Raw genomic sequence first — 13,692 nt, forward strand, 5'->3', positions numbered from 1 at the left:
CGCGGGTTCCCGTGACCCGCGTCACGCCGCGAGCCCGTCGGGGGCCGCGGGCACGAAGGGCATCAGCTCGTCCTGGCCGGGCCGTACCACCCCGAAGGTGCTCTCGGGGACCTCGTGCCAGGCGTCCGGCAGATCGCCCAGCGGCTCGGACACCACGAGCCGGGTCTCCTCCGACACGCCCTGCAGGAACCACAGGTCGGGGTGGAGTTCGCGCAGCGAGTCCACCCTGCTGCTGTAGAACAGCGACCGCGACGTGTGCTCGCTGGAGTAGCGGAAGGCCCACAGGCTCTCCCCGTCGGTGACCGCCACCGTCATCTGGACCGGGAACTCGACCCCGTGCTCGTGGCCGGTCCGCTCCACCAGCCCGGCCATCCGCGCCACGGCCCCGGGCACGTCCTGGTCGAGGCCGAGGGTGAGCGCGAGGAAGAACATCACCTCGGAGTCCGTCGAGCCCTCCATGCAGGAGAACAGCGCAGGGTCGACGGTGAGCGAGAGGTCGCGGCGGAGCCGGTGGAAGTCGGTGATCGCGCCGTTGTGCATCCACAGCCAGCGGCCGTGCCGGAAGGGATGGCAGTTGGTCTGCTGGATCGCGGTGCCCGTCGACGCCCGTACGTGGGCGAAGAACAGCGGCGAGGTGACGTGGCGCGAGATCTCCCGCAGGTTGAGGTTGTTCCAGGCGGGCCCGATGTCCCGGATGATCGCCGGGGTGTCCAGGTCCGCGGCGTACCAGCCGATGCCGAAGCCGTCCCCGTTGGTGGTCTCGACCCCCATGCGGGAGTGCAGGCTCTGGTCGATCAGGGAGTGCCGCGGTTTGTAGAGGATGTTGTCGAGCAGCATGGGTGTGCCCGAGTAGGCGAGCCACCGGCACATGTGCACCATTCCCTTCCTCGTCCGCCGTCCTGGGGCGCCGTCTGTCCCCGCGCGCCGTCCGTCCCCGCGCGCCGTCCGTTCTCAGGCCTCGGCCAGGGCGACCTCCGCCCAGATCGTCTTGCCCTCCTGGGTGTGACGCGTCCCCCAGCGCTCGGTGACCTGCGCCACCAGCATCAGTCCGCGGCCGCCCTCGTCGAAGACCCGGGCCCGGCGCAGATGGGGTGCGGTGCCGCTGCCGTCGGAGACCTCGACGATGAGGGTGGAGTTGTGGATGACGCGCAGCCCGATGGGCGGGGTTCCGTACCGGATGGCGTTGGTGACGAGTTCGCTGACCACCAGCTCCACGGTGTAGGTGATGTCCTCCATCCTCCATTCCGCCAGCCGGCGGATGACCTCGGCGCGGATCCCGGCCACCGCGGCGGGCTCGGCGGGCACGTCCCAGGTGACGACCTGGGACGCGTCCAGCACCTTGGTGCGGGCGACGACGAGGGCGACGTCGTCGTCCGGGGGGCCGGGAACCAGCGCCACCAGGTTCTCGCAGACGGACTCCAGGGAGCGGTCGGGGCGGGTGAGCGCCCGGCGCAGGGCCGCCATGCCGGTGTCGACGTCCCGGTCCTCGGTGGCGATGAGGCCGTTGGTGTAGAGCACCAGGAGGCTGTCCGGGTCCAGTGCCCACTCGACGGTCTCGAAGGGCAGTCCGCCCAGCCCGAGCGGCGGTCCGGGCGGCAGGTCGAGGAACTGCGCGGCGCCGTCCGGCGTGGTCAGCACCGGCGGGGGGTGTCCCGCGCTGGCGGCGGTGCACAGCCGGGAGACGGGGTCGTAGACCAGGTACAGGCAGGTGGCGACGAGATCGGTGACGACGTTCTCGCCGTCGTTCCCGCCGACCTCCTCCCCGGCGAGGTGGACGACCAGGTCGTCGAGGTGGACGAGCAGTTCGTCGGGTGGCAGGTCGACGTCGGCGAGGGTGCGCACGGCCGTCCGCAGCCGCCCCATGGTGGCGGAGGCGCGCAGTCCGTGGCCGACGACGTCGCCCGCGACCAGCGCGACCCGGGCCCCGGACAGCGGGATCACGTCGAACCAGTCGCCGCCCACGCCCGCGCCGCTGCCCGCGGGCAGGTAGCGCGAGGCGACCTCCACCGCCTCCTGGCGGCCGAGCCGCTGGGGCAGCAGGCTGCGCTGGAGTGCCAGGGCGGTGGCGCGTTCGCGGGTGTAGCGGCGGGCGTTGTCGACGGCGACCGCGGCCCGGGCGCCGATCTCCTCGGCGACCTGCAGATCGTCCTCGTCGAAGGGGTCGGGTCTGCGGTGCCGGGCGAGCACGGCGACACCGAGGGTGATGCCGCGGGCCCGCAGCGGGATGACCATCACGGAGTGGATGCCGTGCCGGCGCAGCATCCGGGCCCGTCCGGGGTCGCCCGCGGCCCAGACGTCGATGGCGCGGTCCACGGTGCCGTGCAGCGAGGCGCGGCCGGTGACGAGGGAGCGGGTGGGCGGGGAGTCCTGCGGGTAGTGGTCCAGTTCCCCGGTCGCGGTCACCGACTCGGGCATGCCGGGGAGGACGGACTGCTGGGCGGCGCGGCGCAGGGCGACCCCGGGGTCCCCGGGCTGCGGCTCCACCCCGCGGAACAGCGGGTCGAGCAGGTCGACGGTGGCGAAGTCGGCGAGGTTGCCCACCACCACGTCGGCCATCTCCTGGGCGGTGCGGCCTACGTCCAGGGTGCTGCCGACCCGGGTGCTGACCTCGTTGAGCAGGGCGAGCCGCTCGCGCGCCACGTACTGCTCGGTGGTGTCGACCGCGGTGAGCTGGACGCGCGGGGTGCGCCGCAGCGGATCGGCGAGCGGGGACAGCGTGATCGTCCAGGTGCGCGGCGCCGGTGCCACCCGGGAGCGGATGCGCAGGTGCAGGTCGTGGGACTCACCGCTGGCCAGGACGTGCCGGACGCCCTCCTCGACGGCCTCCCCCGCGCTGCCGGCCAGGAACTCCGAGGGGCGTCTGCCCCGCATCTGCTCCTCGGTGCGTCCGGCCTCGCGCTGCATGCCCCTGCTGGTGCGCAGGGTCCGCAGCTCGTTGTCGAAGATCGCCATGGGCAGGGTGGCCTGGTCGAAGGCCTCCTCGACCACGCTGTCCACCGCCCCCCAGTGCCGCCGGTCCATCGGGGAGACCACGATGAGCCGCTGCGGCCGGCCGTGGCCGTCCAGCGACGGGTAGACCCGCACGGACACGTCCAGGTGGCGCCCGTCCCGGCGGCGCAGCACCGATCTGCCGCCCCAGCCGAAGGGCATCGCGAGGAACCACTCGGTGGACCGGGCGGCGTCCGAGCCGAGCAGCCGGCTGGCGGGCTGCCCCACGACCTCGTCGTGCCCGTACCCCAGCAGCCGCTCGGCCTCGCTGCTCCAGCCCGTGACGACCCCGTGGGCGTCGATGACGGCCGTGGCCGGAACGCTCGGATCGGGCCGGGGAGGGAGGCCGCCGTCGAAGTCGTCGTCGAGGCTGGAATCTCGCATCGCCATCCGTCGCCGTTCTCGCCCGTCCTCTTCCGGCCCCGCCAGGACGCGGCCGTCCGGGCCCACCTCCACTTCTACCGCTCATGGCGCGCGCCCGCAGTTCGGCGCCGGTCGCGGTCAGCGCGAGGGAGCCGTGCCGGGCAGGGCGCCGCCGCAGCGGGCGGGCGGGAGGGTGCCGTCGCTGCCGGCCAGGACGATCGCGGCGGCGTCCTCGCGGCCCTCGGCGTAGGCGGCGGTGCAGACGACCTGGCGCACGGCGTTGTCCTTCAGGCGCCGCACGGGGAACGGCAGCGTGATCCGTACGGTGCCCCGGGACGACACGACGTCCACCGGCCCGGCGGAGGAGGGCAGCCCGGTGCCGAGTCCCGCCTTGCCCTCTTGGGGCTCGGGCCCGTCCAGCAGCACCGTGACGACCTGCGCGGTCGGCACCGGCGGGGCCTGCGCGTCGTCGCGGGTCGCGCGCAGGACCGGGGTGAGCCTGCCCTCGGGGGAGAGGAAGAAGAGCGTCAGCCGGTTCGGTGCCCCGGGGAAGGCGTCGACGGTGGCCGGGCCGCCCGCCTCGACGACCCCGGAGCCCGGGACCCCGCAGCCGGTCAGCAGTGCGGCGGCCGCGCAGACGAGGGCCGGGACGTACCGGCGGCCGGCGGCGGCCGGGACGGACCGCGGTCTCACGGCGCCGCCTCCCCGTCCGGACGGGGGGTGGCCAGCGGCATCCGCACGGTGAGGACGGCGCCGCCGTGCGGGCCGTTGGCGGCGCGGACCGTGCCTCCGTGCAGGCGGACGTTCTCCCGGACGATGGCCAGGCCCAGACCGCTGCCCGCGGAGCGGGTGCGGGCCGCGTCGGCCTTGTAGAAGCGGTCGAAGATGTGCGGCAGGACGTCCGGGGCGATGCCGGGGCCGCTGTCGGCGACCTCGACGGCGAACCGGGCCCGGCCGCCGTCGGACGGCTCGTCGCGCAGCCGGATGCGGACGGGGGCGCCGCCGTGGCGCAGCGCGTTCCCGACGAGGTTGGCCACCACGACGTCGAAGCGCCGCGGGTCGAGCCGGGCGCGGATGCCCGGGGGAAGTTCGGTGGCCACCTGCGCGGGGTCCGTCCAGCGCCGGGTCGCCAGGGTCCTGCGGATGGTCTCGGCGACGTCGACCTCGTCGGCGTTGAGTTCGGCGGCCTTCGCGTCGAAGCGGGAGATCTCGATCAGGTCCTCGACCAGGACGGCGAGCTTGCCGGTCTCGGCGCTGATGAGGCGGACGGCGGCCGCGGTGTCCGGGGCGAGCCGCTCGGCGTCCTCGTCGAGCACGTCGGTGACGGCGAGCATCCCGGCCAGTGGGGTGCGCAGTTCGTGCGAGACGTCGGAGGCGAAGCGGCGGGCCCGCGCCTCGGCGCGGCGCAGCTCGGTGACGGAGCGCTCCAGTTGCAGCGCGGTGTCGTTGAAGGTGTGTGCCAGGTCGGCGAGTTCGTCGCTGCCTTTGGCGGGGATGCGGGTGTCGAGCTCGCCGCGGCCGATGCGCTGTGCCGCCGTGCGCAGGTCGCGGACCGGGCGGAGCACGCTGCGGGCGGCGAGCAGGGCGGGGACGAGGGCGACGAGCAGCGCGGGCAGGGCTCCGTCGCGGGCGGCGGTGAGCATCGCCCGGATGTCGTCCTCCTCCGTGGCCAGCGGCATCACGGCGTAGAGCACGAGCCCGGTGGGGCGGGCGGACAGCCCGGTCTTGAAGACCGTCGGCACGGCCATCGTCAGCCAGGGGGTGCCGTCCTTGTCGACGCGCTGGAAGACGCCCCGGGGACTGGCCAGCGCGGCGCGGCGCAGTTCGGGCGTGATGACGGTGGAGACGGGGCTGGTGCCGGAGGAGACCCGCATCGATCCGTACTCGGCGAACACCACCCAGGTGCGCGGCTTGCCCTTGCGGGCGATGTCGCGCAGCACCTCCTGGAGGGCCGCGCGGTCCATCGGGAGCGTGGTGCCGACGGTGGCCGCCTGCTCGCGGAAGGAGGAGACGGCGGTGTTCTGGACCTGTTCGAGGATGGCGTTGCGCGCCTCGCGGTACGTGAGGGCGGCGGTGGTGCCCGCGCTGACCGCGGCGACGAGCAGAAAGGCCAGCACCAGCCGGCTGCGCAGCCCGATCCGTGCCCTCCAGCGGATCACCGGCGGCTCACAGCGGCCCGAAGCGGTAGCCGAAGCCGCGCAGCGTCTGTATGTAGCGGGGACTGCCGGGAACGTCCTCGATCTTGTTGCGCAGCCGCCGGACGCAGGCGTCGACCAGCCGGGCGTCCGCGTGGTAGCTGTGCTCCCACACGTGCTCCAGCAACTGCTGGCGGCTGAAGACCTGTTCGGGCGCGGCGGAGAGGAAGAGCAGCAGCTTCAGCTCGGAGGGCGCCAGCGCCAGCCGCTGCCCGGACTTGGCGACGCCGAGCCCCGCGCGGTCGACGGCGAGGTCGCCGTGGAACTCGACGGCCGGGCGGCCTGCGGGCTCCTCGATGCGTCGCAGCACGGCCCGGATGCGGGCCTCGATCACCTCGGTGCGGGCGGGTTTGACGATGTAGTCGTCGGCGCCCGCCTCCAGCCCGACGACGACGTCGAAGTCGTCGCCGCGGGCGGTGAGCATGATGATCGGCAGCTGGCTCGTCTCGCGCACCTGGCGGCAGACCTGGACGCCGTTCATGCCGGGCAGCATCAGGTCCAGCAGCAGCAGATCGGGCTGGAACTCGCCGAGGGCGGTGAGCCCGGCCTCGCCCGTCGCGGCCGTCCGAACCTCATGACCGCGGCGGCGCAGGCCCAGTTCGACACCCTCGCGCACGGAAGGGTCGTCTTCGATCAGAAGAACGCGTGGCATGAGCGGAGTATCGCAACTCATCGCGCACCGCGCCGCAGTTTGCCGAGCAGCGCCCGCTGGGCGGCCTCGACCTCGGTCAGCCGCAACGGGCGGGCCGCGGCCGCGAAGACCAGTACGACGACGGCCGCCCCGGCCACCGCGGCGGCGAGCGGTCCGAGGTCCGCGGCGAGGTCCGCCGTCGTCCGGCCCAGGGCCGCGGCGGGCACCGCGGTGAGCAGCAGCCGGGCCAGCGCGCCCGCGGTCGGCGAGCGCCACGGCCCGCGACCGCCGTCCGGCGCCGCCAGCCTGCGGCCCAGCACGTGCGCGGTGACCGCCCATCCCGCGAAGAGCGCCACCGAGTACGCCCCGGCCATGCCGGTGACCGCCCAGCGCGCGGGCAGCAGCAGGTAGGCGGTGACGGACAGGCCCGCGTTGAGCCCGGAGATCACCAGATTGAGCAGGAACGGGGTACGGGTGTCGCCGAGCGCGTAGAAGGTGCGCGACAGCACGTACTGCCCGGAGAAGGCGACGAGGCCGGGGGCGAAGGCCACCAGCGCGTTCGCCATGACCGCGACGTCGGCGGCGTCGGTCCTGCCGTGCTCGAAGACCAGCGCCATCGCCGGCCCGGCGAGCGCCAGCAGCGCGCACGCGGCGGGCACCACCAGCGCGGAGCTGCTGCGCAGCGCGTACGAGACGTCGCGGCGCACCCGAGCGGGGTCGCCGTCGGCCGCCGCCGCGCTCATCCGCGGCAGCAGGGCGGTGACCAGCGAGACCGTCACGATGCCGTGCGGTACGGCCCACAGCAGATAGGCGTTGTTGTACGCGGTGAAGCCGGCGCCGCCGTCGATGCCGAGGGCCGCGGCGCGCTGTCCCGCGGAGGTGGCGAGCCGGGTCACCACCCAGTAGGCGACCTGGTTGGTGAGAACCAGCAGCACCAGCCACCCGGCGGAGCGCAGCGGCCGGGACAGCCCGCTGCCCCGCCAGTCGAACCGCGGCCGCCAGCGGAAGCGCGCCGCCCGCAGCGACGGCACCAGCGCCAGCGCCTGCACCGCGATACCGGCCGTGGTGCCCCAGCCCAGCAGCGCGGTCTCGCCGGAGGTCAGCCCGCCGCCGGTGCCGGCCGTGGCCAGGTAGAGGCCGAAGACGGCGATGACGACCAGGTTGTTGAGGACGGGCGTCCACATCATCGCGCCGAACCGGCCGCGGGCGTTGAGGACTTGGCCGAGCAGCGTGAACAGGCCGAGGAAGAGGATCTGCGGCAGGCAGGAGCGCGCGAAGGCCACCGTCGTCGCCGCCTGCGCCCCGGTGTAGCCGGTGTACGCGGCCACGATCGCGGGCGCGGCGAGCACGGCCGCCGCCGTGATCAGCAGCAGTGCGGCGGTGCACACGGTCAGCAGGCGGTCGGTGTAGGCGGCGCCGCCGTCCTCGTGCTCCTTGGCGGCCCGCACCAGTTCGGGCACGAACACCGCGTTGAGCGCGCCGCCCAGCAGCAGCATGTAGACGATCGTGGGCACCGAGTTGCCGACCGAGTAGCCGTCGGCGGCCAGGCCGACGCCGAGCGCCGCGGCCACGGTCGCGGACCGTACGAAGCCGGTCGCGCGGGAGACCACCGAACCCGCCGCCATGAGGGCGCCGCTGCGCAGCACCGAGCCGGTGGCGGGGGCCCCGGCCGGGGCGGCCGTCCCGTCGGCCGGCCGGGCCGCCGCAGGGGCGCTCACCGGCGTGCCAGGTAGAGCTGGAACGCCCGGTAGAGCGTGTGGTTGGCGGTGCCGTCCAAGGCCGTCTCCCATTCCCCCAGGGTCTCGACGACCTGCCCGCCGGTTCCGAGCTTCCAGCGTGTGAGACCGAACGCCCGGTCCTCCGGGTCGAGTGTGGAGGGTACCCCGCGCATGTCGTACTCCAGTGCGCCCTGTTGGTGGGCGTCCTGGAGCATCCGCCACTGCAGGGCGTTGGAGGGGCGGACCTCGCGGCGGTGGTCCGCCGAGGCGCCGGTCTGGTACCAGGCCCTCCGGCCCACGGTGATCATGGTGTGGGCGGCGAGCACCTCGCCGTCGTGGCGGGCGAGGTAGAGCTCCATCCGGCCCGGCTGCTCGGCGTTGAGGGCCGCGTACTGGCGCTGGTAGTACTCCAGCGAGCGGCCCAGCCGGAAGCCGTCGCGCTCCTCGGTGATCCGCAGCAGACGGAAGAACTCGGGGAGGTCGGCCGCGCCCCCCACGGTCACCTCGACGCCCGACTTCCGCGCCTTCCGTATGTTGCGGCGCCACTCCTGGTTGAGTCCCGACCACAGGTCCTCGGTGCTGCGGCCGGCCAGCGGGACCCGGAAGACGTGGCGGGGCTGGGCGTCGGCGTCCCCGCCGCCGTCCGGCCCTTCGCCGCCGCAGCGCCGCCAGCCGCGGGCCCGCAGCCGCTCGGCCACGACAGTGCCGAGCGGGTCGACCTCGCACGCCAGGACGTCGGACAGGCGCCGGCCGAGACCGGTCGCGGACTTCAGCGCGGCGGCGTCCCAGCGGCGGTGGGCGGGCGAGGGGCCGATGCGCACGGCGAAGGCGCCGAGCCCGCGCAGATGGCGCAGGAGCGGCGCCAGCCAGGCGTCGATGTCGGGGTCCGACCAGTCGGCGACCGGCCCCTCGGGCAGGTAGGCGAAGGACTTCCGCGTCCCGGGGAACTGCCGCAGCAGCACCAGCGCGACGCCGCGCAGTTCACCGCGCCCGGAGCCGTCCCCGGCGCCCCAGCCGAGCAATTGGGGCCGCCATCCCGGCTTCACCAGCGCCCACGACGGGCACTGGAGGAAGCTCGGCCCGAGCTCCGAACCCGTCCGGGACGCCAGGAACGCGCGGTACGTCTCCGCGCTGACCGGTCCGAGCCAGGCCTGCCGGGGGCCGCAGCCCGCCGTCACGAGCAGTGCCGACACTGCGCCTCCCTGAGGTGTGGTCGGGTGGGAACACAGGAAGGCTCACAGCCCTTCGTGACCGCCCCGAGCGGCGAATGTGACCGGACCATGACCGTTTCTCACCAGCTGCCGTCATACGGCTCCCAGGCGCTCCACCAGGGCTTTTCGCGGCCTAGAGTCCCCGGGGTCCGGCCGTTTCCCGGCCGTGCTCTCCCCGTCCCTCCCGGAGGTCTCCGTTGTCCCGGAAACGTGTGGGCCCGATAAGCCGGCCCCGCCTGCGCACCGCCGCCGTCGCGGCCGCCCTGCTGTCCGCCGTGCTCACCGCCTGCTCGGGCGGCGCCCCGGCGGCGACGCACGCCGACGGCGACACGGAGCAGCGGAAGGAGCGGGCGGCGACCGTCACCGTCACCCCCCACGGCGGGCGGGTACGGGCCGGCGAGCCCGTCCGCGTCACCGCGAAGGGCGGCACCCTCACGGCGGTCACCGTCGCCGGGCCGCACGACAAGGCACTGACCGGCACCCTGTCCGCGGACCGCCGCACCTGGACCTCGGACCGCAACGTCGTGCCCGGCGCCTCGTACACCGTCGAGGCCGGGACACGCACCCCGGGCGGTACGACCGGCAGGAGCGAGTCGAGCTTCACCACGGCCGCCGCGCGCAAGGTCAACAAGGTGGACTGGCGGCCCGGCGACAGCACGACGGTCGGCGTCGCCCAGCCGATATCCCTCGTCTTCGACAACCCCGTGACCGACAAGGCCGCCGTGGAGCGGCAGCTGAAGGTGACGACCTCCGACGGCACCGAGGGCTCCTGGGGCTGGCTGACCGACTACTCGGGCCGGGACCGGGTCGACTGGCGACCCCGGGAGTACTGGCGGCCGGGCACCGAGGTCACCCTGGACGCCCGCCTGGACGGCACCGACTCCGGGCGGGGCGGCTGGTTCGTCCGCGACTACGAGGCCTCCTTCACCGTCGGCGCCCGGCAGGTGGTCGAGGTCGACCTCGACCGCAAGCGGCTCACCCTGCAGCGCGACGGCCGGACGGTGCGCACGGTCCCGGTCTCGGGCGGCACCCCCGGACCGGACACCGGTTCGTGGCGCGGCACAGCGGTGGTGCTGGCCAAGGAGGGCACGGTCCGGATGAACTCCGAGACCGTCGGCCTCGGCGACGCCTACGACGAGACGGTCCACGACTCGATCCGGCTCACCTGGTCCGGGATGTACGCGCACGCCGCCCCCTGGAACGCCGCGTTCTTCGGCCGGGCCAACCGCAGCCACGGCTGCGTCGGCATGAGCGACGCCGACGCGGACTGGCTGTACTCCCAGGTCCGGGTCGGCGACCCCTTCGAGATCAAGGGGTCCGAGGCCAAGGGCACGGTCGCGCCGAACAACGGCTTCGGCGACTGGAACGTGAGCTGGGACCGGTGGCGGGAGAAGAGCGCGCTGCACTGACCCCCGCCCGGGGGCGCCGCGGACGGCCGGCGGTGGTTGCCTGGAAGGGGGCGGCACCACCGTCCCGCCGAGAGGAAGGCAGCGCCATGACCGGCTCCGGCTTCACCGCACAGTCCACCGCCGCCGAGGTCGTCGGCGGCATCGACCTCACCGGCCGCCGCGCCGTCGTCACCGGCGCGGCCTCCGGCATCGGCCTGGAGACCGCCCGCGCCCTGGCAGGCGCCGGCGCCGAGGTCACCCTCGCGGTACGGGACACCGCCGCCGGCGAACGCGCGGCAGCCGGCATCGCGGCCGGCGGCGCCGGGCGGGTGCTGGTCGCCCCGCTCGACCTCGCGGACCAGCGCTCCGTGGCGGCCTTCGCCGCCGCCTGGCACGGCCCCCTGCACGTCCTCGTCAACAACGCCGGGGTGATGATGACCCCCGAGACGCGCACGCCCGAGGGCTGGGAGCTGCAGTTCGCGACCAACCACCTCGGGCACTTCGCGCTCGCCACCCGCCTGCACCCGCACCTCGCCGCCGCGGGCCGCGCCCGCGTGGTCTCCCTCAGCTCGGTCGCCCACCTGCGCAGCCCGGTGCACTTCGACGACGTCCACTTCCGTGACCGCCCCTACGACGCCGGCCTCGCGTACGCCCAGTCCAAGACCGCCAACGTCCTCTTCGCGGTGGAGGCCGGACGGCGCTGGGCCGCCGACGGCGTGACCGTCAACGCCGTCCACCCCGGGGCGGTGCTGGGCACCAACCTGTCCCGTCACCTCACCCGCGAGGCCCTGGACGCCGCCGCCGCGTCCGGCGGCCACACCTTCAAGACCCCGCAACAGGGGGCCGCCGGCGTCGTGTACGTCGCCACCGCGCCCGGGCTGGAGCGCGTGGCGGGGCGCTACTTCGAGGACTGCGCCGAGGCCCACCGCCACATCCCCGGGACCTCCGGCGGCGTGGCCGACCACGCGCTGGACCCGGACGCGGCCGCGCTGCTGTGGCGGATGTCGCTGGACGCCCTCGCGGCGGACGTGCGCGGCTGACCGCCACCGGCGGGGCGGACGGTCAGTGCGGGAAGGTCCGCGGCGGCCGTTGGCGCGGAAGTTCGTCTCGGAACTCCTCGACTATCGAGCTGATCTGCCGGGTGAGCTGCGTCCGCTCCAGCCGGTCGAGGTAGAGGTTGCGGGCCGCCAGGCCCACCGCGTCCACGCAGAAGTACATCGCCATCAGCGGGTTGACGAACAGTTCGCTGTGCCTGGTGCGCTCCGTGAACCGAACGTCGCCGAAGTCGCCTCGCACCGCGGCCGCGACCGAGCCGTGGACGATGCTCGGGTGCTCCGGGGTCGCCTCCTGGGCGTGCGCGACCGCGTCGAGGTAGAGCCGGCCCTCGCGGCTGTCGCGCGGCAGCGAGAACGCGCCGAGGTAGGCACCGTCCCGCTCCAGGGCGGCCAGGTTCTCCAGCACCAGGGAGTGGTTCACCCCGTGGTACGCGTCCACGCCGAAACCGAGGCAGGCCACCAGGCGCTGCGGGACGCCGGTGAGCCCGCCGACCGCGCCGAGGCTCGCCATGTCCTCCTCGGGCGTGCCGAGTCCGCTCTCGTCGCCGCGCATGAGGATGTCGGTGCCGCCGTCCACCAGCACGATCGCGTCGACCCCGCCCAGGTGGCCGATCAGCGCCCGGTACGCGGCCCGCAGGGGTGCGACGCCCGTACGGCACAGCGCGTACACGGTCGAGGGCAGCCCCTGCGACTCCAGCCAGCGGGCGAGGGTCCGCTCCGGGAAGTAGTCGCCGCGGGCGGCCGTCGAGGGGCGTACGGTGGCGACGTCGTGGTCCAGCCACACATCGAGGTCCAGGCCGTACAGGTCGGCGAAGGAGAGGTTGGCGAGGTGGACTTCCTTGCCCGCATCGCGCAGCGCCAGGGCGATCGGCAGCCCGGCGTAGACGTCGAAGCCGCCGCCGGCCCCGGCGACGAGGATCCGCCGCGCGTCGCGCAGCCGGGTGAACAGGGCGGGTTCGAGGAGGGAGAACACCGGGGGACGGTAACAGCGGGCGGTGCGCCGGGGCAGCGGATTTCCGCGCCCGCGGCGGGCGCCCGCCCGGTCCCGGTGGGGTGTCGGTGACGCGGCCTAGACTCGGCCGGATGGTGACGGAGACGGATATCGCACTCGCCGACGGGCGGACGCTGCACGTGTACGACACCGGGCCCGGCGGCCGGGAGGACGGTGCTGAACTGGCCGTCCTGTGGCACCACGGCACGCCCAACATCGGCACACCCCCCGAGCCGCTCTTCGCGGCCGCCGCCGAGCACGGCATCCGCTGGGTGGGCTACGACCGCCCCGGGTACGGCGGTTCGACGCCCCGCCCGGGCCGGGACGTCGCCTCGGCGGCCGGCGACGCGGCGGCCGTGGCCGACGCGCTGGGTATCGGCCGCTTCGCGGTCATGGGCCACTCCGGCGGCGGCCCGCACGCGCTGGCCTGCGCCGCCCTGCTGCCGGACCGTGTCCTGGCGGTGGTCTGCGGGGCCGGCCTGGCGCCGTCGGGCGCGGAGGGGCTCGACTGGTTCGCCGGGATGGGGCCCTCCGGCGCGGCGGAGCTCGGAGCGGCGGTCCGGGGGCGGGCGGCGCTGGAAGCGCGGCTGGCCTCCGACGACTTCGACCCCGAACTCTTCACCCCCGAGGACCACGCCGCGCTGGCGGGCGCGTGGGCGTGGCTGGGCGACGTGGCGGGCAAGGCGCTCGAGGGCGATCCGGGCGGCATGGTCGACGACGACCTCGCCTATGTGGCGCCGTGGGGCTTCGACCCCTCCGGTGTCGCCGCGCCCGTCCTGGTCCTGCACGGCGGTGCGGACCGCATCGTGCCCGCCGCGCACGGTGCGTGGCTGTCCCGGCGATGCCCGGACGCGGAGCTGTGGCTGCGCCCCGGCGAGGGGCACATCTCGGTCCTCGGCTCCGCCGTGGACGCGCTGGACTGGCTCGCCGGGCAGGCCGCCCGGCGGGGCTGAGCGCGCCCCGGCGTCGTCCACAGGCTGTGGACGACGCCGGGGAGGTCCGGGCGGGGCGGGTCGTGGGCGGGCTGCAGCCCGTCGGGCCGGCACGGCCTGGTCGTGGGCGACAATCGCGACCGGCACGTCGCTCGTCGCGTCGCTGGGACGAGCGCGGCCAGGACGACCACCGCCGGTCCGTCGGTCGTGCCCGGCCGGT

11 protein-coding genes are annotated in these 13,692 nt (G+C 74.8%); 3 read left to right on the plus strand and 8 right to left on the minus strand.

What is annotated here, in order from left to right; translation table 11 throughout:
- Window positions 1-21: 21 nt before the first annotated feature.
- The 7 genes from OIE69_RS21430 to OIE69_RS21460 all read right to left on the minus strand — a co-directional run bounded on the left by OIE69_RS21430 (window position 22) and on the right by OIE69_RS21460 (window position 9,088).
- Entirely contained in the window at window positions 22-870 is an 849-nt protein-coding gene (locus OIE69_RS21430; RefSeq protein WP_326573941.1) for a class II glutamine amidotransferase, read from the minus strand.
- Window positions 871-951: 81 nt separating this feature from the next.
- On the minus strand, window positions 952-3,378 hold the full coding sequence (locus OIE69_RS21435) for a SpoIIE family protein phosphatase (protein ID WP_392567548.1): 2,427 nt from the start codon (window positions 3,376-3,378) through the stop codon (window positions 952-954).
- Window positions 3,379-3,489: 111 nt separating this feature from the next.
- Window positions 3,490-4,044: a hypothetical protein gene (locus OIE69_RS21440; protein ID WP_326573945.1), complete on the minus strand. Its 555-nt coding sequence runs from the start codon at window positions 4,042-4,044 to the stop codon at window positions 3,490-3,492.
- The gene (locus tag OIE69_RS21445; RefSeq protein ID WP_326573947.1) at window positions 4,041-5,510 is read right to left on the minus strand and encodes a sensor histidine kinase; all 1,470 of its coding nucleotides are present in this window, start codon (window positions 5,508-5,510) and stop codon (window positions 4,041-4,043) included. Before OIE69_RS21445 ends, OIE69_RS21440 begins: the two co-directional genes overlap by 4 nt.
- A 7-nt stretch (window positions 5,511-5,517) precedes the next feature.
- On the minus strand, window positions 5,518-6,198 hold the full coding sequence (locus tag OIE69_RS21450) for a response regulator transcription factor (RefSeq protein WP_326573949.1): 681 nt from the start codon (window positions 6,196-6,198) through the stop codon (window positions 5,518-5,520).
- 17 nt (window positions 6,199-6,215) lie between these two features.
- On the minus strand, window positions 6,216-7,895 hold the full coding sequence (gene murJ / locus OIE69_RS21455; protein WP_326573951.1) for a murein biosynthesis integral membrane protein MurJ: 1,680 nt from the start codon (window positions 7,893-7,895) through the stop codon (window positions 6,216-6,218).
- A complete protein-coding gene (locus OIE69_RS21460; protein ID WP_326573953.1) occupies window positions 7,892-9,088 on the minus strand; it encodes a lipid II:glycine glycyltransferase FemX in 1,197 nt (398 codons plus the stop codon). Before OIE69_RS21460 ends, murJ begins: the two co-directional genes overlap by 4 nt.
- A gap of 230 nt (window positions 9,089-9,318) precedes the next feature.
- On the opposite strand from OIE69_RS21460, the gene OIE69_RS21465 reads away from it, so the two are divergent.
- Window positions 9,319-10,515 carry a L,D-transpeptidase gene (locus OIE69_RS21465; protein WP_326573956.1) on the plus strand — a complete coding sequence of 399 codons (1,197 nt, stop codon included), beginning with the start codon at window positions 9,319-9,321 and terminating at the stop codon, window positions 10,513-10,515.
- Between the two features lie 86 nt (window positions 10,516-10,601).
- Entirely contained in the window at window positions 10,602-11,534 is a 933-nt protein-coding gene (locus OIE69_RS21470; RefSeq protein WP_326573958.1) for an SDR family NAD(P)-dependent oxidoreductase, read from the plus strand.
- 22 nt (window positions 11,535-11,556) lie between these two features.
- Here OIE69_RS21470 and OIE69_RS21475 read toward each other — a convergent pair whose 3' ends face one another.
- A complete protein-coding gene (locus OIE69_RS21475; RefSeq protein WP_326573960.1) occupies window positions 11,557-12,522 on the minus strand; it encodes a DUF1152 domain-containing protein in 966 nt (321 codons plus the stop codon).
- Between the two features lie 110 nt (window positions 12,523-12,632).
- Here OIE69_RS21475 and OIE69_RS21480 point away from each other — a divergent pair, with 110 nt between their 5' ends.
- Window positions 12,633-13,493, plus strand: a complete 861-nt coding sequence (locus OIE69_RS21480; RefSeq protein ID WP_326573962.1) for an alpha/beta fold hydrolase — start codon at window positions 12,633-12,635, stop codon at window positions 13,491-13,493.
- Window positions 13,494-13,692: the final 199 nt, after the last annotated feature.

The organism is Actinacidiphila glaucinigra (assembly GCF_035918135.1).
Lineage (GTDB): Bacteria > Actinomycetota > Actinomycetes > Streptomycetales > Streptomycetaceae > Actinacidiphila > Actinacidiphila glaucinigra.

Coding starts and splice junctions, on each gene's coding strand:
- OIE69_RS21435 (WP_392567548.1), bottom strand. CDS start 3,378: ATGGCGATGCGAGATTCCAGCCTCGACGACGACTTCGACGGCGGCCTC.
- OIE69_RS21430 (WP_326573941.1), bottom strand. CDS start 870: ATGTGCCGGTGGCTCGCCTACTCGGGCACACCCATGCTGCTCGACAAC.
- OIE69_RS21480 (WP_326573962.1), top strand. CDS start 12,633: ATGGTGACGGAGACGGATATCGCACTCGCCGACGGGCGGACGCTGCAC.
- OIE69_RS21470 (WP_326573958.1), top strand. CDS start 10,602: ATGACCGGCTCCGGCTTCACCGCACAGTCCACCGCCGCCGAGGTCGTC.
- OIE69_RS21450 (WP_326573949.1), bottom strand. CDS start 6,198: ATGCCACGCGTTCTTCTGATCGAAGACGACCCTTCCGTGCGCGAGGGT.